The organism is Halomonas halophila (assembly GCF_030406665.1).
GTDB lineage: Bacteria > Pseudomonadota > Gammaproteobacteria > Pseudomonadales > Halomonadaceae > Halomonas > Halomonas halophila.
Map to the genome: position 1 here is coordinate 2,209,316 of NZ_CP129121.1, position 17,399 is coordinate 2,226,714.

19 protein-coding genes are annotated in these 17,399 nt (G+C 67.5%); 8 read left to right on the forward strand and 11 right to left on the reverse strand.

The window, feature by feature from the left end:
- Positions 1–99 precede the first annotated feature (99 nt).
- Entirely contained in the window at positions 100–1,584 is a 1,485-nt protein-coding gene (nhaD, locus tag QWG60_RS10240; RefSeq protein WP_046079608.1) for a sodium:proton antiporter NhaD, read from the forward strand.
- Positions 1,585–1,679: 95 nt separating this feature from the next.
- Here the strand turns inward: nhaD and QWG60_RS10245 are convergent, their stop codons facing one another.
- Together QWG60_RS10245 and QWG60_RS10250 are read right to left on the reverse strand one after the other, a co-directional pair.
- Complete coding sequence (locus QWG60_RS10245) at positions 1,680–2,150, reverse strand: GFA family protein (protein WP_046079609.1); 471 nt, start codon at positions 2,148–2,150, stop codon at positions 1,680–1,682.
- Positions 2,151–2,380: 230 nt separating this feature from the next.
- Positions 2,381–3,400, reverse strand: a complete 1,020-nt coding sequence (locus QWG60_RS10250) for a zinc ABC transporter substrate-binding protein (RefSeq protein ID WP_146908081.1) — start codon at positions 3,398–3,400, stop codon at positions 2,381–2,383.
- A gap of 118 nt (positions 3,401–3,518) precedes the next feature.
- Between QWG60_RS10250 and QWG60_RS10255 the strand changes: the two genes are divergently transcribed.
- The gene (locus tag QWG60_RS10255; RefSeq protein ID WP_046079611.1) at positions 3,519–4,235 is read left to right on the forward strand and encodes a metal ABC transporter ATP-binding protein; all 717 of its coding nucleotides are present in this window, start codon (positions 3,519–3,521) and stop codon (positions 4,233–4,235) included.
- The gene (locus QWG60_RS10260; protein WP_146908079.1) at positions 4,235–5,050 is read left to right on the forward strand and encodes a metal ABC transporter permease; all 816 of its coding nucleotides are present in this window, start codon (positions 4,235–4,237) and stop codon (positions 5,048–5,050) included. Before QWG60_RS10255 ends, QWG60_RS10260 begins: the two co-directional genes overlap by 1 nt.
- Positions 5,051–5,071: 21 nt before the next feature.
- On the opposite strand, the gene folE2 is transcribed toward QWG60_RS10260, so the two are convergent.
- Both folE2 and zigA read right to left on the reverse strand, forming a co-directional pair.
- Positions 5,072–5,974: a GTP cyclohydrolase FolE2 gene (folE2, locus tag QWG60_RS10265; protein WP_146908077.1), complete on the reverse strand. Its 903-nt coding sequence runs from the start codon at positions 5,972–5,974 to the stop codon at positions 5,072–5,074.
- Entirely contained in the window at positions 5,974–7,227 is a 1,254-nt protein-coding gene (gene zigA / locus QWG60_RS10270) for a zinc metallochaperone GTPase ZigA (RefSeq protein WP_107182343.1), read from the reverse strand. Before zigA ends, folE2 begins: the two co-directional genes overlap by 1 nt.
- A 142-nt stretch (positions 7,228–7,369) precedes the next feature.
- Here zigA and QWG60_RS10275 point away from each other — a divergent pair, with 142 nt between their 5' ends.
- Positions 7,370–8,050 carry a DUF1826 domain-containing protein gene (locus QWG60_RS10275; RefSeq protein WP_246124640.1) on the forward strand — a complete coding sequence of 227 codons (681 nt, stop codon included), beginning with the start codon at positions 7,370–7,372 and terminating at the stop codon, positions 8,048–8,050.
- 15 nt (positions 8,051–8,065) lie between these two features.
- Here the strand turns inward: QWG60_RS10275 and QWG60_RS10280 are convergent, their stop codons facing one another.
- The 4 genes from QWG60_RS10280 to QWG60_RS10295 form a co-directional block, all read right to left on the reverse strand.
- The gene (locus QWG60_RS10280) at positions 8,066–8,626 is read right to left on the reverse strand and encodes an antibiotic biosynthesis monooxygenase (RefSeq protein ID WP_146908073.1); all 561 of its coding nucleotides are present in this window, start codon (positions 8,624–8,626) and stop codon (positions 8,066–8,068) included.
- A 36-nt stretch (positions 8,627–8,662) separates the two neighbouring features.
- A complete protein-coding gene (locus QWG60_RS10285) occupies positions 8,663–9,604 on the reverse strand; it encodes a pirin family protein (RefSeq protein WP_146908071.1) in 942 nt (313 codons plus the stop codon).
- Positions 9,605–9,663: 59 nt separating this feature from the next.
- Entirely contained in the window at positions 9,664–10,287 is a 624-nt protein-coding gene (gene ycaC, locus QWG60_RS10290) for an isochorismate family cysteine hydrolase YcaC (protein ID WP_046079617.1), read from the reverse strand.
- A 77-nt stretch (positions 10,288–10,364) separates the two neighbouring features.
- Positions 10,365–11,234: a pirin family protein gene (locus QWG60_RS10295; RefSeq protein WP_046079618.1), complete on the reverse strand. Its 870-nt coding sequence runs from the start codon at positions 11,232–11,234 to the stop codon at positions 10,365–10,367.
- 120 nt (positions 11,235–11,354) lie between these two features.
- On the opposite strand from QWG60_RS10295, the gene QWG60_RS10300 reads away from it, so the two are divergent.
- Positions 11,355–12,305 carry a LysR substrate-binding domain-containing protein gene (locus tag QWG60_RS10300; protein WP_046079619.1) on the forward strand — a complete coding sequence of 317 codons (951 nt, stop codon included), beginning with the start codon at positions 11,355–11,357 and terminating at the stop codon, positions 12,303–12,305.
- Positions 12,306–12,321: 16 nt separating this feature from the next.
- Here the strand turns inward: QWG60_RS10300 and QWG60_RS10305 are convergent, their stop codons facing one another.
- Positions 12,322–12,780: an HIT family protein gene (locus QWG60_RS10305; RefSeq protein ID WP_046079620.1), complete on the reverse strand. Its 459-nt coding sequence runs from the start codon at positions 12,778–12,780 to the stop codon at positions 12,322–12,324.
- A gap of 124 nt (positions 12,781–12,904) precedes the next feature.
- Here QWG60_RS10305 and QWG60_RS10310 point away from each other — a divergent pair, with 124 nt between their 5' ends.
- On the forward strand, positions 12,905–13,183 hold the full coding sequence (locus QWG60_RS10310) for a peptidylprolyl isomerase (RefSeq protein ID WP_016855385.1): 279 nt from the start codon (positions 12,905–12,907) through the stop codon (positions 13,181–13,183).
- Positions 13,184–13,233: 50 nt separating this feature from the next.
- Here QWG60_RS10310 and QWG60_RS10315 read toward each other — a convergent pair whose 3' ends face one another.
- Both QWG60_RS10315 and QWG60_RS10320 read right to left on the reverse strand, forming a co-directional pair.
- Complete coding sequence (locus QWG60_RS10315) at positions 13,234–14,562, reverse strand: sensor histidine kinase (protein ID WP_146908067.1); 1,329 nt, start codon at positions 14,560–14,562, stop codon at positions 13,234–13,236.
- Positions 14,559–15,230, reverse strand: coding sequence for a response regulator transcription factor (locus tag QWG60_RS10320; RefSeq protein WP_046079622.1), 672 nt, complete (start codon positions 15,228–15,230; stop codon positions 14,559–14,561). Before QWG60_RS10320 ends, QWG60_RS10315 begins: the two co-directional genes overlap by 4 nt.
- Positions 15,231–15,613: 383 nt before the next feature.
- Here QWG60_RS10320 and QWG60_RS10325 point away from each other — a divergent pair, with 383 nt between their 5' ends.
- Both QWG60_RS10325 and QWG60_RS10330 read left to right on the forward strand, forming a co-directional pair.
- Positions 15,614–16,555, forward strand: a complete 942-nt coding sequence (locus QWG60_RS10325; RefSeq protein WP_046079623.1) for an ABC transporter ATP-binding protein — start codon at positions 15,614–15,616, stop codon at positions 16,553–16,555.
- On the forward strand, positions 16,552–17,313 hold the full coding sequence (locus QWG60_RS10330; RefSeq protein ID WP_046079624.1) for an ABC transporter permease: 762 nt from the start codon (positions 16,552–16,554) through the stop codon (positions 17,311–17,313). Before QWG60_RS10325 ends, QWG60_RS10330 begins: the two co-directional genes overlap by 4 nt.
- Positions 17,314–17,399 lie beyond the last annotated feature (86 nt).

Genomic DNA, 17,399 nt, shown 5'->3' on the forward strand with positions numbered 1-17,399 from the left:
CGCTATGAGGGTCGGCCACGCATAGTGATAAAACGGCCCCTGTAGTAGAATTGCGCGCGTTTTTTCCCCCTCCCCCTCCAATCCCAGGATGCATTCGCCATGCCGACAAGATGTCGACCGCAATACTGGCCCCGGCAACACGCCCGGTGGCCAGGTTTTCTCGTGCTCGCGGCACTGCTGCTGTTCAGCCCTCAGGTACTGGCCGCCGGCGCCGGTGAGCTGGATCTGACCTATACGCTGAGCGGCTTCGTCGCCGTCACGCTGTTCATCCTCGCCTATGCGCTGGTCATGGCCGAGGAAAAGCTGCACATGCGCAAGTCGAAGCCCGTGCTGGTCGCGGCGGGCCTTATCTGGACGTTGATCGGCTGGGTCTACGTCCAGGAAGGCCTGCCGGATGCGGCCGAGCACGCCTTCAAGGCCACCCTGCTGGAATACACCGAACTGCTGCTGTTCCTGCTGGTGGCGATGACCTACGTCAACGCCATGGAGGAGCGCCGCGTGTTCGACAAGCTGCGCGCCTGGATGGTCGAGAAGGGCTTCAGCTATCGCGCCCTGTACTGGATCACCGGCCTGCTGGCCTTCTGGATCTCTACCGTGGCCAACAACCTGACCACCGCCATGCTGATGTGCGCGGTGGTGCTCAAAGTGGCCGAGGGCGACAAGCGCTTCATCAGCCTGTGCTGCGTCAACATCGTGGTGGCCTCCAACGCCGGCGGCGCCTTCAGCCCCTTCGGCGACATCACCACGCTGATGGTCTGGCAGGCCAAGCTGGTCGAGTTCCAGGAATTCTTCGAGCTGCTGGGGCCGTCGCTGGTCAACTACCTGGTGCCGGCGATCATCATGAGCCTGTTCATCCAGAACAAGAAGCCCGGCGCCCTCGAGGAGCACATCTGGCTCAAGCGCGGCGCGCGGCGCATCGTCTGCCTGTTCCTGCTGACCGTGGTGATCTCGGTGCTGTGCCACACGGTGCTGCACCTGCCGCCGGCGCTGGGCATGATGACCGGTCTCGGCTTCCTGCAGTTCTTCGGCTACTACCTGCGCCGCAGCCTGCCGCGCTCGCTGGAGCGCAAGCGCACCCGCTACAGCCAGCGCGGCGACTGGCGCAAGCTCGAGGCGCTGGGCAGCGTGGTGCCGTTCGACGTCTTTACCCGAATCGCCCGCTCGGAATGGGATACCCTGCTGTTCTTCTACGGCGTGGTGATGAGCGTCGGCGGCCTCGGCTTCATGGGCTACCTGGGCCTGCTCTCCGAAACGCTCTATGCCGGCTGGGATCCGACGCTGGCCAACGTGGTGCTGGGCGTGATCTCGGCGGTGGTCGACAACATCCCGGTGATGTTCGCGGTGATCTCCATGGATCCGGACATGTCGATGGGCAACTGGCTGCTGATCACCCTGACCGCCGGCGTGGGCGGCAGCCTGCTCTCGGTGGGCTCCGCCGCCGGCGTGGCACTGATGGGACAGGCCCGCGGCATCTACACCTTCGCCGCCCACATGCGCTGGGCGCCGGTCATCGCCCTGGGCTACGTGGCCAGCGTGCTGATGCACCTGTGGATCAACGCCGACAGCTTCAACGTCTTCCACTGAACAGCGCCTCGGCCCGTTCGGGCCTGAGACGTCCCATCGCGCGGCGGGCCTCGGCCCGCCGCGTGCCGTTTCGGTCGATGGCTAGCGCGCCAGGCTTATTCCTCCAGCCCCAGTCGCCGGTGCCAGTCGGCCAGGCTCTCGTCCGGATAGCCGTCGAAGCAGCGATCGTCGGGGCCGGCCTCGACGTCCACCCAGCTGGCCTTGCTGCCCAGCATCAGATGAACGCGTTCGGGCGGCACCGGCAGCTCGGAGTCGATCGCCGAGGCGAAGGGATGGACGAGCTCGGGCCAACGCGGATCGAACACCCACAGCGCGCTGCCGCATCGCGAGCAGAAGTGACGCTCGCCGGGGCTCGCCTGGCCATCGGTCACCGCCTGATAGATGGTCTCGTGCTCGGCGCCCTCGACCTTGAGCGTCTCGGCCAGGGCCCCGAGATTGATCGCATAGCCGCCGCCGCCCGCGGTCTTGCGGCAGATCGAGCAGTAGCAGCGATTGAACGGATAGGGGTGCGGCGCTTCCACGCGGAAGTGGATCGCCCCGCAGTGACAGGAACCCTCGAGTTGCATGGTGTCGCTCCTTTGGCATTCAGCTCTGGCATTCAGCTCTGGCATTCAACCCTGCCCTCCAGACTAGTCGACACCTGATCGAAGATGACGCCTGAAACGGCCATCGACCGGGCATGCCCGGCCGATGGGTTCCCGACGTCAGCCGACGCCGTGTCGCTTGCTATGCCTCGCGGTATCGATAGGACGACCATCCACGGTCCATACTGCTTCTCACCGCCCGGAGACGATGTTCAGGGCGCCGCACACCGCGACAGACCATCGGCCAGATCCTCGATGACCCCGGCATAGAGACCGGGGCCGGGCTCGTGGCCCACGCCCAGGGGATCGATCCTCATCGCGGTGTCGACGGGCATGTCGCCGAACACGCTCTGCACCAGATCGGCATTGAACTGCGGCTCGGTAAACACGCACCGAACATCGAGCGCCGAGACCTGGTCCTGCACCCGCTGGATCCGGGCCGGGCTCGGGTCGGAGGCATCTCCCAGCGAGATCGCCCCGGCCGCCGGCACCCCGAAGCGGCGTTCAAAGTACTGATAGGCATCATGAAAGACGATGAATCGCGGCTCACCGGCTTCCTCCAGGCGCCGCTGCACGTCGTCGATCAGGTCATCCAGGCTCGCCCGAGCCGCGCGGGCGTTGTCATGATAGGTCTCGGCGTGTTCAGGGTCCGCCTCGGCCAGGGTATCGGCCATGAGCGTCAACCACGCCTGGGCATTGCGGGGATCCAGCCAGGCATGGGGATCCAGCCCCTCGTGATGGTGATGATGTCCGGCCTCATGATGGGCCTCATCGTGGTCGTGGTCGTGGTCGTGGTCGTGGTCGTGGTCGTGGTCGTGGTCGTGGTCGTGGTCGTGGTCGTGAGCATGATCCTCGCCGTGGTCATGGGCGGCGAAGGTCGCCCCCTGGCGAAAGTCATGACGGACCAGCCCCGGCGCATCGAGCAGCTCGATCGTGGTCGCGTCGGCGGCCAGGGTGCTCAGCGATTTCGCCAGCCAGGGCGTCAACGCATCGCCGACCCAGAACACCACGTCGGCCCGGTCCAGCGTCGCGGCCTCCGAAGGGCGCATGGAATAGCCGTGAGGTGACGCACCGGGCTGGATGACCGGCATCGGCGTGCCGAGATCGCCCATGACCTGGGCGACCAGCGACTGGACGGGCGGAATGTCCACCGCGACGCGGGGAACATCGGCGGCCGCGAAGCCCGGGACGGCCAGCAACGAGAGAAGCCAGGGACGGCGATTCAGGGGCATGGGGATCTCCTTTCAGGTCTCTTTCAGGTCACGAATAAAATGTTATATCATAACGTTTTTAGCAAGTCCCCTGTCGAGGCTGCCCCTGGCGGAGCAACGACGACCTGATGGAGCCGCCATGCCCCTACTGAGCCTGAGCGACGTCGGCGTCACCCGACGTGGCCATACCATCCTGGACGGCATCGACCTGTCCCTGGAAAGGAACGAGATCGTCACCATCGTCGGGCCGAACGGGTCCGGCAAGACCACGCTGCTACGCGTGATCATCGGCGCCCTGGCACCGAGCCGGGGTCGGGTATCCCACGACGCCTCGCTGACCATCGGCTACGTGCCGCAGCGCCTGCACATCGATCCCACCCTGCCCATGACCGTGTCGCGCTTCATGGCCCTGCCCCGGCGCCACTCCAACGACGCCGTGCGGCGCGCGCTGGAACGGGCCGATGCGGCCGGGCTTGCCGACAGGCAGATGAGCGGCCTGTCGGGTGGTCAGTTCCAGCGCGTGCTGCTGGCTCGGGCTCTGCTGACCTCTCCGGACCTGCTGATCCTCGACGAGGCCAATCAGGGGCTCGATCACCGCGGCACCGCGGAGTTCTACCGCCAGCTCGCACGGGTGAAGCGGGAGCTGGGCTGCGGGGTGCTGATGGTCAGCCATGAGCTGCATGTGGTCATGCGTGCGTCGGATCGAGTGGTGTGCCTGAACGGGCGGATCTGCTGCCAGGGACCTCCCGACACGGTGGCCGGCTCATCGGCCTATCGCGATCTGCTCGGCGTCGACGAACGCGATGCCGTCGCCTTCTATCGCCACGATCACGCGCCCGAGGAGGCGCTTTCCTGATGCTCGATGACTTCCTCGTTCGCGCCGCGCTGGGCGGCACCGGCGTCGCCCTGGCGGCCGCACCGCTCGGCTGCTTCGTGGTGTGGCGGCGCATGGCCTATTTCGGCGATGCCACCGCCCACGCGGCCATCCTCGGCGTCGCCCTTTCCCTGGTCCTGTCCACCTCCCTGTTCGCCGGGGTGCTGGCGGTCTCGCTGCTGATGGCGCTGGCCGTGTCGCTGCTGAGTGGCCGGGGCTATGCCATGGATACGCTGCTCGGCGTCACTGCCCATGCGGCACTGGCCTTCGGGCTGGTGGCAGTGTCCTTCGTCTCCGGCGTGCGCATCGACCTGATGGGCTATCTGGTCGGCGACATCCTCGCCGTGAGCCGTCAGGATCTCGCCATTATCTGGGGCGGCGCGCTGATGGTGCTGGGACTGCTGAGCTGGCGCTGGCCGGCGCTGCTGACCTCGACCCTGAACCCGGACCTCGCCCATGCCGCCGGGATGGACCCGAAGCGCGAACAGCTGGTGCTGACGCTGTCACTGGCGCTGGTGGTGGCCGTCGCCATCAAGGTGGTGGGCGTGCTGCTGATCGCCGCGCTGCTGGTCATCCCCGCGGCCACTGCCCGGCCGTTCAGCCGCACGCCGGAGCGGATGGCGATCGCGGCGGCGGCGGTCGGCATCTTCTCGGCCAACGGCGGCCTCATGGCCGCCTATCGCTTCGACACCCCTACCGGCCCCACCATCGTCTGCGTCACCACGCTGCTGTTCCTGTGCGCGAGCCTGGCCAGTGCGTGTCGCTTCCGCTCCCGGTCGGCACGGTCCGACCACTAGGCCCGCACCCCGGGGAGGACCTCAGCCCTCGACCTCGGGCCAGTTCCACTGGCTGCGCGCCACGGCGTCGTGGGCATGCAGGCTCTCGGCGTGCACCACCCGCAGACGAAAGCCGGCCACGCCGGGCTGCTCGCGCAGGGTCCGATCCAGGCGCCGGGCGGCGTCCTCGCAGAACATCAGGTTCTGGCCGTTGGCCAGAGCGAAGGCCTGCTCGTCGACGCGCTTGACCGCCGTCTGCAGCGCGGTGCCGAGGCTGGCTTCCGCCCGTTCGATGACCTCGACCACCGGCAGGGCCTCGAGCCCGCCATCGAGGCGCAGCTCGAGATGCGCGCGGCTGCGCTGGCTGTGCGGCGTGGCGACGATGCCCTGTTCGCTGCCGAGCCAGCGGCGCACCGCCTCGTGGTCGAGCGCCGTCTCGTCCTCGAAGTCGCGGTCGAACCGCTCCTGGATCAGCTGTCGCGCCAGCCCCGCCGAGCAGGGGCAGGTCGAGGAATAGCCGATCTCGAGCGACAGCCTCAGCGCGAAGCCGTCGGGCCCGAGCCGGCCGCGCAGCGCGAAGGGATAAGCCTTCCACCCCGCCAGCGGGCTGACCAGCGCCGGTCGGCGCAGCATGGCCTCGCCCTCCAGGTCGAGGAAGGCCTCGCGCGAGAGGTCATGATGGCTGTCGAGGAAGTGTGCCAGCACCTCCTGAAGCCGCCCGGGGGTGATCTCCCGGTCGACCAGACGCTCGAGGGCCAGATAGAGCCGGGACATGTGAATGCCTCGCGCCTCGGCGGCGTCCAGGCTGACGCCGGCATGAGCGCGCGCCTGGACCGGCCGACCCGCCAGGGTCAGCGGCAGATCGATGCCCTCCATGCCGACCCAGGACAGCCGCCCCGGCTGATCGGCGGCGCCGTCGGCGATATCCATCAGCGGCGTTGTCATCAGGCCTCCTCGGCATCGAGCTCGGCGGGCGCGAAGTCGGCGAAGGGATCGGGCAGCGCGCGCCAGAACTCGTGCCCGGCCAGCAGGGTCTCGTCATCGAGCAGGCAGCCGTCCAGGGCCTCGCGCATGCGCGCCTCGTGCATGCCCTGGCCGATGAACACCAGCTCCTGGCGCATGTCGCCGAAGGGCTCCTCCCAGACCTGCTCGATCGCCTCGAGATAGCCGGGATCCGTCGGCCAGTCGACCTCGGGCACGGCCTTCCAGAACAGGCCCGCGAAGCCGTAGTGGGCGACGCCGCCGGCCTGGCTCCACTGCCCGGCGAGGCGCGGGCGCGAGGCCAGCCAGAAGAACCCCTTGGAGCGCAGCAGCCGTTCGCCGAACCAGTCGGCGTGCAGCAGCTCGAAGAACTTCTGCGGATGGAAAGGCCGCCGCGCCCGGTAGGTGAAGCTGGCGATGCCGTATTCCTCGGTCTCCGGCACGTGCTCGCCGCGCATCTCCCTGAGCCAGCCCGGTGCCCGCTGGGCCCGCTCGAAGCTGAAACGGCCGGTATCCAGCACCTCCTCCAACGGGACCGCCCCCTGGGCCATGGCCAGGATCCGCGCCTCGGGATTGAGGCTTCGCAGCACCGCCTCGAGCTCGGCGCGCTGGCGCTCGTCGATCAGATCGGCCTTGCTGATCAGCAGCACGTCGCAGAACTCGATCTGGTCGACCAGCAGGTCGGCGACGTTGCGCTCGTCGTCCTCGCCCAGGCTCTCTCCGGCCTCGGTCAACGACCGGGCCTCACGATACTGGGTGAGGAAGTTGGCACCGTCGACCACGGTGACCAGGGTATCCAGGCGCGCCAGCCGCGACAGGCTCTCGCCGTTGTCGTCCTCGAAGGTGAAGGTTTCGGCCACCGGCAGCGGCTCGGAGATGCCCGTGGACTCGATGACCAGCTGGTCGAAGCGTCCCTCGCGGGCCAGGCGGGCCACCTCGATCAGCAGATCCTCGCGCAGCGTGCAGCAGATGCAGCCGTTGCTCATCTCGACCAGGCGCTGCTCGGCGCGGTTGACCGCGACGTCGGGGACGGGACCGCCGTTGCCCTCGTCCTGCCGCAGCAGGGCCGCGTCGATGTTGACCTCGCTCATGTCGTTGACGATGACCGCCACCCGACGCCCCTCGCGATTGGCCAGGATATGGTTGAGCAGGGTCGTCTTGCCGGCGCCGAGAAACCCGGACAGCACGGTCACGGGCAGGGGATGAGGTTCACTCATCGGTCTCTCCTTGTTGCCTGTTGGTCACGGTCATCGCCCGCCCTCGAGAGAGCGTGGCTTTCAAGGGCAGAAAAGATACGTTATAACGTAACAAATTGGCAAGACACCCAAGCCCGCTAACCGCCTCATGACGGAGACTTCCATGCCGCACCCCACGCCCCTGCCCTGCCCCGACTTCGCCACCTCGGCACCACGTCCGCTCTCGACGCCTCACTGGGCGGAAGGCGGCGGCATCGAGGTACTGCCGCGCATCTTCGAGGACGCCATCACGCTGGCCGTGATGCGTCGCCCGGTCGGCAGCGACCTGCTGGCCGGTGCCCTGGCCCAGGTGGAAGCCGGGCGTCCGCTGTCGTTCAACTGGCGCGGTGCGCCCGGCGTCGAGCTGCGCACCGCGCTGTTCGAGACCCTGGCCGCGCCCGCGGCGTCCGTCGCCCTGGTGGAGGATGTCGTGATCCTGGCCGAGGCCATGGCCTTCCTGTTCGACACCGACACGGTGGGCCTGCGGCTGAGGCTGATGGACGCGCCCATGTGCCCGCGCTTCCACTGCGACAATCTGCCGGTGAGGATGATCACGACCTATCTGGGCCCGGGCAGCGAATGGCTGCCCGAAGCGGCGGTGAATCGCGCCGGACTCGGGGCACCGAGCGCCGCCAAGCCGGAGATCGTGCGCGACGACGGCGCCATCCGCCGGCTGGAGTCCGGCGATGTGGCGCTGCTCAAGGGCAGCGGCTGGATCGGCAACGAGTCGCACGGCCTGGTGCACCGCAGCCCGGCCCTGGCGGAGGGTCAGCCGCGGCTGCTGCTGACCATCGATCCCGGTTGAGGCGGATAAGAGGGCCTATTCGAACATCCAACGCGCCACCAGACGCACGACACGCGGCATGACCACGTAGATCACCAGTGCCACGACGGTGGCCGCGATGAGGCCATGCCGTATTCCCCAGGTAGCGAGCACAGGCTGAACGGCAAACAGCGGCTGCCAGAACAGCGGCACCAGCATGATGAGCGGCCAGATCACGGCAGTGGTCACCAGCCACTGCTTCCAGCGCACCGGCTGCTTGGCCTTCGAGGTCGACGGCGTGAACCAGTAGTCGATACCGCTGTGGATCTCGACCGTTTCCTTGCGCTGCAGGGAGGGCAGGATCTCGTCAAGCAGCCGGCGACGCTCGTCCGAGTGTCGCCAGTGATCGGCTTGCTCCTCGGAAGCGAAACGCACCGCGATCTCGTAGTCGCAGCCATCCGCCGTAGGCCTCAGCACGTGCACGCCCTGATGACCGCAGTATCGCCCGGCCACTTCGATGATGCGACGCAGCCAGCCCTCGTAGTGATCTCTCGCCTCCGGCCGCACGCGATGCTGAATGCGAATGGTGACGCTAGCGCCCGACGGGGTCTCGGTCATGGGACTGCCTTCTACTGAAGAGTGACACGGGGCCAATCAGGCCTTCCAGGGCAGCGGCGGCGGCATCAGCCGCTCACCATCGTAGTCGGGAATGCTGCCGAAACGCTCGCTGCCGGCCTCCCAGTCGCGCTGGGCCTCGGCGATCTCGGCCTTGCCGTGGCCGACGAAGTTCCACCAGATCAGGATCTCCTCGCCCAGCGGCTCGCCGCCGATCAGAATGGCTCGGCCGTCGGCGGGCAGCGTCAGGGTGACGGCGTCGCGCCCACGCCCCAGGTAGGCCAGCTCATTGGGCGCGAACGCCTCGCCCTCGATGTCGATCTCGCCTTCCAGGGACAGCACGCCGTACTCGAAGTCCTCACGCAACGGGAGTTCGACGGTATTCGCCTCTCGGCTGGCAAGGTCCAGTCCGACCAGTTCGGAAAAGGCCAGCGTCGGCGCGCGGCGGCCGGCGAACTCGCCAATGAGCAGCGTGAAGGCGACGCCCTGCGCTTCCCAGCCCGGCAGATCGGGATAGTGATCGAAGCGCGGATCGGTGCGCCGATCGGCCTCGGGCAGGGCGATCCACAGCTGGGCGGCATGCAGATGCGTCTCGCCGGGCACCGATTCCTCGGTGTGGCTGATGCCGCGGCCGGCGGTCATCAGGTTGACCTGGCCGGGGCGGATCACCTGTTGGTTGCCGAGGCTGTCCCGGTGCAGCACCTCGCCCTCGATCATCCAGGTGAAGGTCTGCAGGCCGATATGCGGATGAGGGCCGACCCGCAGTCCGCGGGCATCCCCCTTGAAGACGCTGGGTCCGGCATGGTCGAGGAAGCACCAGGCGCCCACCAGGCGACGATGGCGAGACGGCAGCACCCGGTTGACCGGAATGCCGCCGACGTCCGCGGTGCGGGGCGGCACGTGCTGGACCTGGCGCTTGCCGTCGACGATCGGGCAGTCGAGCGAGGACTGCGGTTCAGGATCCTGGATCAGGCTGCTCATGGGCGGTCTCTCCTGCGTGGATAGCGGAACGGCTCGGCCCCGAGGCCGAGCCGCACGACTCAGCTGCGTGCCTGCTGAGCATAGCTCTGCATCAGGTTCGAGTAGGCCGGCAGATGACCGGCCAGCAAGCCGCCGAAGCCTTCGATGTCGTTGCGCCAGTCGCGATGCAGCTCGCCACCGACGGCGAACCAGGTCATCAGCTGGGCGCCGGCCTGGGACATGCGATTCCAGGCGGCGTCACGGGTGATCGGGTTGAAGGTGCCCGACGCATCGGTGACCACGAACACCTCGAAGCCTTCCTCCAGGGCGGACAGCGCCGGAAAGGCCACACAGACCTCGGTGACCACGCCGGCGATCAGCAGCTGCTTCTTGCCGGTGGCCTTGACCGCGGCGACGAAGTCCTCGTTGTCCCAGGCATTGATCTGGCCGGGGCGCGCGAAGTACGGCGCATCCGGAAACGCCTCCTTGAGCTCCGGCACCATGGGCCCGTTGGGGCCATCCTCGAAGCTGGTGGTGAGGATGGTGGGAATGTCGAAGAACTTGGCGATGTCAGCCAGCGCCAGAACGTTGTTCTTGAAGTCATCCGGGCTGAAGTCACGCACCAGGGACAGCAGGCCGGCCTGGTGGTCGACCATCAGCAGCGCCACGTCGTCCTTGTCCAGGCGGTTATAGGTGAAGGACATGATCGCTCTCCTTTTGCATCAGGGGGAAATCCGGTGGCCTTGGCCACCGGGGACGAACGCCAGCGGATATCCGCCCGCTAGCCGTTCAAGGCGCCGTACTTCCCGTTCTGGAAGTCGACGAAAGCTTGCTGGAGCTCCTCTTCACGGTTCATCACGAAGGGGCCATATCCAGCCACCGGTTCGTCGATGGGCTCGCCGCTGAGCAGCAGCAGCTTGGCGTCGTTGTTGGCCTCCAGGTACAACTCCTGGCCTCGACGCTCGAAGGCCACCACGGCCTCATCGCGCACGATGGTCTCGCCATTGACCTGGACGGTGCCCTCCAGCACCGCCAGCAGAGTGGTATGACCGTCCGGCACCGGCAGCACCGCGTCCCCGCCCGAAGCGAGACGCACGTCCCACAGATTGATCGGCGTAAAGGTGCGAGCCGGTCCCTCGTGTCCAAGATAGCTGCCCGCCACGACCCGCACATGGCCTGCATTGTCGTCTAACGACACGATGGGAATATCCGCATTGAGTAGCGTCTGATAGGCGGCCGGAGTCTCCTTGTCATCAGCCGGCAGGTTGACCCACAGCTGCACCATTTCCAGACGACCACCCCGCTCGGTGAAGGCTCGAGAGTGGAACTCCTCGTGAACGATGCCGGCCCCGGCGGTCATCCATTGCACGTCTCCCTCACCGATCCTGCCGCCGCTGCCGGTGGAATCACGGTGCTCCAGCTCTCCTTCGTAGACCAGGGTCACCGTCTCGAAGCCACGGTGCGGATGCTGCCCCACGCCCCGTGGTTTTCGGGCCGGCTTGAAGGTATGGGGACCGGCGTGATCCAGCATCAGGAAAGGGCTGAGATGCTCGGCGCCCATGCGGTCGTAGGTGAACAGGGAACGTACCGGGAAGCCGTCGCCGACCCAGTGACCGTGGGGGGCACCGTATATGGCTTGGATCTGCTTCATCGTCAGGCTCCTGCTGGCAGGGAGGGCACGCTGGCCCCGTTGCAGAAAGCCTATGAGAGGAACGCTGGATCGGCTAGGTGGTAGAATCCGCACACTGCGTTCCCCATACAGGACGATAGAATGCGAGACCTCAATGACCTCTACTACTTCGTCCAGGTGGTGGACCACGCGGGATTCGCGCCCGCGGGCCGCGCCCTGGGCATTCCCAAGTCGAAGCTGAGCCGACGCATCGCTCAGCTGGAAGAACGCCTGGGAACGCGCCTGGTGAACCGCTCCACACGCCACTTCTCGGTGACCGAACTGGGCCAGGCCTACTACCGGCACTGCCTGGCCATGCTGGTGGAGGCCGAAGCCGCCGACGAGCTGATCGAGCGCCATCGCGCGGAACCCCAGGGCAACGTGCGCCTCAGCTGCTCCCCCAGCGTGCTGCACTACCTGATCACGCCGCTGCTGGTACGCTTCATGGCCCAGTGTCCCAAGGTCAACGTCCAGGTGGAGGCCACCAGCCGACGCGTCGACGTGGTCAAGGAGGGCTTCGACCTGGCTATCCGCGTTCGCTTCCCGCCGCTGGAGGACAGCGACCTGACCATGAAGGTCCTGGCCCAGAGTCCTCAGCGGCTGATGGCCGCCCCCGAGCTGTTCGAGACCCATCCCCGGCCGAGGGTGCCCGCCGACCTGCCCCGCCTGCCGAGCCTGGACTTCGAGCAGTACGCCGGGCAGCACTGCTGGGACCTGGTCGGCCCGGACGGGGCGAGCGCCCGGATCCAGCACCGCCCGCGCCTGGTGACCGACAGTGCCGAGACGCTGCACGAGGCGACCCTGGCGGGCATGGGCGTGGTCAAGCTGGCACTGCTGGTCGGCGGCTGCGACCTGGCCGATGGTCGGCTGATCGACGTGCTGCCGGGCTGGGCGCCGCGCGGCGGCATTCTCCACGCGGTTTTCCCCTCACGGCGCGGGCTGCTGCCCTCGGTGCGGGCCCTGCTGGACTTTCTCGATGCCAATATCGCCACGCAAGACGTGACGAATCGCTTCCCCGAGCTGAACGACGGGCGGCAGAACCGGACGCCCTGATGCCAGCCTTGTCGGCTCAGCCAAACGCGCGGATGTGCGCGGCCAGTTCGGCCAGCGCACTATCGTCGGCGCGTCGGTAATCGTGGGACGAGAGATATCCCTCGTAGCGGTCGAAGTACTTGTCGACCCGTGACTCCACGGGCTGGAAGGCCGAGTCACTGCCGGTGCCGTGCATGGGAAACAGCTTGGCATGCAGGTGATCGACGCCGTAGCCCTCGAAGAACATGCCGGTGCGGGCGACGCCCTCGAGCGAGGCATCCAGCAGCCGCGCGACCCGCTTGGTGGCCAGCATCAATCCGGTCAGCACCTCGTCCGGCTGGTCGAAGGCGTAGCTGGGGTGGTGGGCCTTGGGAATGACGACCGAAAAGCCCGGCGTGTTGGGAAAGATGGACAGAAACGCCAGGTGTGCCTCGTCCTCCCAGATGACATGGCACGGCGCCCGGCCGGCGACGATCTCGCAGAAGATGCAGCTCACGTTCGATGCCTCCCTGATGACGACGACGCGCCGGAAAACGCCGGCCGCAACGGTTCCTCGGCGCCGGCGGCGTGCTATTCTCCCCGCTCGTTCAGAGCCTATCCCATCCACGAAGGAGATTCCCATGACTCAGGCCACCGCTCGCCATATCCTCGTGCCCAGCGAAGAACAGTGCCTGGCCCTCAAGGCCGAGATCGAAGGCGGCCGCGACTTCGCCGAGGTCGCCCGCGAACACTCCCAGTGCCCGTCCGGCCGCCAGGGCGGCGAGCTCGGCAGCTTCGGCCCCGGCCAGATGGTGCCCGAGTTCGACAAGGTGGTGTTCTCCGCCGACCTGAACCAGGTCCAGGGCCCGGTGAAGACCCAGTTCGGCTACCACCTGCTGGAAGTCACCAGCCGCGGCTGAGTGGCTGCAGAGGTAGACAAGGGCCGCGTCGGATACCGACGCGGCCTTTTTCATGACATGCCCTGCTCGGCCATCGGCCCGGCGTCCCGCGCGTCGAACACCACCCGCACGCGATGGCCCGTCGCCTCGGGCAGGTTCTCGTAGGGCCAGCCCAGCCGCTGCGTCAGCTGCGCGGTGAGCCGCAGCCCCAGGCCGAAGCCGACCTCGCCCGGCGCCTCATCGGCCTCGGCCATCTTCGATGACGCCTGGTGGTTGTCGATGCGCACTTCCGAGCCGCGCTGGCGGATCACCACCCGCCCCTCCCAGGTATGCACGAAGGCGTTGCGAATCAGATTGCCCAGCACGATCCGGGTCGGCGCCTCCGGCAGGGTCAGGTGACACGGCGCGGTATCGAGCTCGACGTCGACCGCCTTGTCGCGCAGCAGGTAGCGCAGCTCGGCGACCTGGGCATCGAGCAAGGCCTCGAGATCGACGCGGACGCCAGGGGGCGCAGGGCCCTCCTCACGGCTCAGCCACAGCAGGGTCTCGGTCAGGTGCTTCATGGTGGTACCGGCCCGCTCCATGCGCGCGAATACCTGGCGATGACGCGGGCTCCAGGTCTCGTCATGCGCCTGCTGGAAGCGCCGCAGCAGCTCGAGATTGTGGCGCAGCACGGTGATCGGCGTACGCAGCTCGTGGCTGGCATGGGCCAGGAAGCGCTGCTCTCGCGCCAGGCCCTCATGGGCCGAGCACAGGCTCTCGCGCAGCAGGCCGGCCAGCTCGTTGAGCTCGGGATAGCCGAAATCCGGCGTCGGCTCGGCCAGGCGCTGCGCATCTAGGCCGCGTGCCCAGTCGCCCAGGGCATTCACCGGGCGTGAGACGTGGCGCAGCCACCACAGCAGTGCACCCAGCAGCCCCACGGCGATGATCATTCCCAGCCCGAGCAGCGTCATCAGGCTGTTCAGCGACTCGTTGGCCGGCGAGATGGCGGGAGGCGACGAGGCGATCACGTCGGCCACGAACAGCGATCCCTCAGGGGTCGGATGGCGCATGGCGACATAGAAGGTCTGCGGCCGCTGGAGCCCGTTGCCGTCGTCCTGCTTGTAGAGCCGCCCGGGCTCGCCGGGCGCATCGCGGAAGACACGTCGGACGGCCTCGGGCATGGCCTGCCAGTCACCGCTCAGATGGTAGCCGGCCACCTTGCGCAGGTCTTCCGGTAACGCGCCGCCCTGCCGGCCGGCGACGTCGTCGGCGACCCGGGCCATGAGCGCCCGCGTCATGTTGTCCATGCCGCGCAGGAAGTAGTGGGCGCTGAGCACGGAGTAGCCGACCGCCAGCAGCAGGCCTACCACCAATCCGCCCAGGATCAGCTGCCCCTTGAGGGTATCGGGTCGCCTCACGTCGCGGGCCTCAGCGCCACGCCATGGCCGGGCACGGTCTGCACGAGGGGGAACTCGAAAGGCACGTCCACGGCCTGGCGCAGGTGATAGAGATGGACCTTGAGGCTGTTGCTGTCGGGCACGTCCTCGCCCCACAGCGTGGTCTCCAGCGCCGCGCGCGACACCACGTTCGGCGAGGCTCGCAGCAGCGCCTCGAGCAGCCGCCAGCCGGTGGGCGAGAGATGGATCGGCCGCCCCGCACGCGTGACACGTCGCTCCCCCAGGTGCATCTCCAGGTCGGCACAGCCGAGGCGCTGGGACTGGCCGCTGCGGCGCCTGGCCAAGGCATGGACCCGCGCCGCCAGCTCGCGCAGCTCGAAGGGCTTGACCAGATAGTCGTCGGTGCCGGCCGCGAAGCCGGCCAGCTTGTCGTCCAGGGCATCACGGGCGGTGAGCATCAGCACCGGGATGTCGCGCCCGGCCTCGCGCAGGCGCTCGCAGACCCGCAGGCCGTCCAGCCGCGGCAGGTGCAGGTCGAGCAGCACCAGGTCGGGCGGCTGGCGCTCGACCAGCTCGAGGCCCGCCACGCCGTTGGCGGCGTGGTCGCAACGCATGCCCTCGAGCGCCAGATAGTCGATCAGCGTCTCGGCCAGGTCGATGTCGTCCTCGATCAGCAGCACGCTCAGCATCGGCTCTCCTCGCTCGATTCACGCCCGTGCCGTCGCAGCATGCCCCGGCATGGGTTCAGGAAAATGAGCAGAATATGATGCCACAACCCGGCGCGACCGAGTCGACCGACGACGACGCCCGGCCCCCCCCTCGACGCCCGGAACCATGGCGGCGGCGATGGGAGACAAGCACCACGCCCGGCGACGACCGGGACCATAAAAAAAACCGCCCGGTACGGGCGGTTTGAAGAAGAACAGGGAATATCGCCTCAGTGAGACCCAGGCAGCTTGTACCCGAAGGGGTTAGGGAAGCGTTAAGGTATGGCCTCAGAGACACCGACTCGACGAGGGGTGTCGCCGGCAGGCCAGCGGCAGGATCCGAACAGCCAGGGAGGTACGGGAAGGTGAGTGAACAAAGCGTGATCCGCGTCGAGGCGCTGTCGAAGACCTACGACAGCGGCTTCGAGGCCCTCAAGGGGGTGGACCTCGAGATCCGACGCGGCGAGATCTTCGCCCTGCTCGGCCCCAACGGCGCCGGCAAGACCACCCTGATCAGCGTGATCTGCGGGCTGGTCAACGCCTCCGCGGGTCGCGTGCTGGTGGCCGGTCACGACAATGTCATTGACTATCGCCAGGCGCGCCAGCTGATCGGCCTGGTGCCCCAGGAGCTGACCAGCGAGGCCTTCTCCACGGTGTGGGACACGGTGAGCTTCAGCCGCGGGCTGTTCGGCAAGCCGAAGGATCCGGCCCACATCGAGCGGGTGCTGAAATCGCTGTCGCTGTGGGACAAGCGCCGCAATCGCCTGATCACGCTATCCGGCGGCATGAAGCGCCGGGTGCTGATCGCCAAGGCGCTGGCTCACGAGCCTCAGATCCTGTTCCTCGACGAGCCCACCGCCGGCGTCGACGTGGCGCTGCGCCGCGACATGTGGGAGGTCGTGCGCCAGCTGCGCGACAGCGGCGTGACCATCATCCTCACCACCCACTACATCGAGGAGGCCGAGGAGATGGCCGACCGCATCGGCGTGATCCGCTCAGGCGAGCTGGTGCTGGTCGAGGACAAGCGCGAGCTGATGCGAAAGCTCGGCCGCAAGGAGCTGACCCTGCAGCTCCACGAGCCCCTCGAGCGCCTGCCCGGGGAACTGGACGCACATGGCCTGGAGATCGCCGAGGACGGCCAGGCACTGATCTACACCTACGACGGCCGCACCGACGGCGACGACTCGAGCGGCATCGCCGAGCTGCTCGCCGATCTGGACGCCGCCGGCATCCGCTTCAAGGACCTCCACACCCGACAGAGCTCGCTGGAGGACATCTTCGTCAGCCTCGTCAGGGAGGACGCATGAACCTCGAATCCGTGAAGACCCTCTACGTGGCCGAGATGTCGCGCAGCCTGCGCACCGTGTTGCAGAGCATCGTCTCACCGGTGATCTCCACCTCGCTCTACTTCGTGGTCTTCGGCGCCGCCATCGGCACCCGCATCAGCGAGGTCGAGGGCGTCAGCTACGGCGCCTTCATCGTGCCCGGGCTGATCATGCTGATGCTGCTGACCCAGAGCGTCTCCAACGCTTCCTTCGGCATCTTCTTCCCGCGCTTCTCGGGCTCGATCTACGAGATCCTCTCGGCGCCGGTCTCCTACTTCGAGGTGGTGCTGGGCTTCGTCGGCGCGGCGGCCACCAAATCGGTGATCCTGGGGCTGATCGTGCTCGGCACCGCGAGCCTGTTCGTGCCCTTCACCATCGCCCACCCGCTGGTGATGCTGCTGTTCCTGGTGCTCACCGCCCTGACCTTCAGCCTGCTCGGCTTCATCATCGGCATCTGGGCCGACGGCTTCGAGAAGCTGCAGCTGGTGCCGCTGCTGGTGATCACCCCGCTGACCTTCCTCGGTGGCACCTTCTATTCCATCGACATGCTGCCGCCACTGTGGCAGGCGGTGACGCTGGCCAACCCGGTGGTCTATCTGGTCAGCGGCTTCCGCTGGAGCTTCTACGGCCTGGGCGACGTCAGCATCTGGGCCAGCCTGGCGGTGATCGGGCTTTTCCTGGCGGTGGCGCTCGCCGTGGTCAGCTGGATCTTCCGCAGCGGCTACCGGCTCAAGCCCTGACCGTCCCGCCAGGATACCCGCCGCGCTATCGCCGCCGCGCCGCGGCGGGTATCATCGCCAGCCCCGATCACCGAGGCCGAGGGAGG

Coding starts and splice junctions, on each gene's coding strand:
- nhaD (WP_046079608.1), top strand. CDS start 100: ATGCCGACAAGATGTCGACCGCAATACTGGCCCCGGCAACACGCCCGG.
- QWG60_RS10245 (WP_046079609.1), bottom strand. CDS start 2,150: ATGCAACTCGAGGGTTCCTGTCACTGCGGGGCGATCCACTTCCGCGTG.
- QWG60_RS10250 (WP_146908081.1), bottom strand. CDS start 3,400: ATGCCCCTGAATCGCCGTCCCTGGCTTCTCTCGTTGCTGGCCGTCCCG.
- QWG60_RS10255 (WP_046079611.1), top strand. CDS start 3,519: ATGCCCCTACTGAGCCTGAGCGACGTCGGCGTCACCCGACGTGGCCAT.
- QWG60_RS10260 (WP_146908079.1), top strand. CDS start 4,235: ATGCTCGATGACTTCCTCGTTCGCGCCGCGCTGGGCGGCACCGGCGTC.
- folE2 (WP_146908077.1), bottom strand. CDS start 5,974: ATGACAACGCCGCTGATGGATATCGCCGACGGCGCCGCCGATCAGCCG.
- zigA (WP_107182343.1), bottom strand. CDS start 7,227: ATGAGTGAACCTCATCCCCTGCCCGTGACCGTGCTGTCCGGGTTTCTC.
- QWG60_RS10275 (WP_246124640.1), top strand. CDS start 7,370: ATGCCGCACCCCACGCCCCTGCCCTGCCCCGACTTCGCCACCTCGGCA.
- QWG60_RS10280 (WP_146908073.1), bottom strand. CDS start 8,626: ATGACCGAGACCCCGTCGGGCGCTAGCGTCACCATTCGCATTCAGCAT.
- QWG60_RS10285 (WP_146908071.1), bottom strand. CDS start 9,604: ATGAGCAGCCTGATCCAGGATCCTGAACCGCAGTCCTCGCTCGACTGC.
- ycaC (WP_046079617.1), bottom strand. CDS start 10,287: ATGTCCTTCACCTATAACCGCCTGGACAAGGACGACGTGGCGCTGCTG.
- QWG60_RS10295 (WP_046079618.1), bottom strand. CDS start 11,234: ATGAAGCAGATCCAAGCCATATACGGTGCCCCCCACGGTCACTGGGTC.
- QWG60_RS10300 (WP_046079619.1), top strand. CDS start 11,355: ATGCGAGACCTCAATGACCTCTACTACTTCGTCCAGGTGGTGGACCAC.
- QWG60_RS10310 (WP_016855385.1), top strand. CDS start 12,905: ATGACTCAGGCCACCGCTCGCCATATCCTCGTGCCCAGCGAAGAACAG.
- QWG60_RS10320 (WP_046079622.1), bottom strand. CDS start 15,230: ATGCTGAGCGTGCTGCTGATCGAGGACGACATCGACCTGGCCGAGACG.
- QWG60_RS10330 (WP_046079624.1), top strand. CDS start 16,552: ATGAACCTCGAATCCGTGAAGACCCTCTACGTGGCCGAGATGTCGCGC.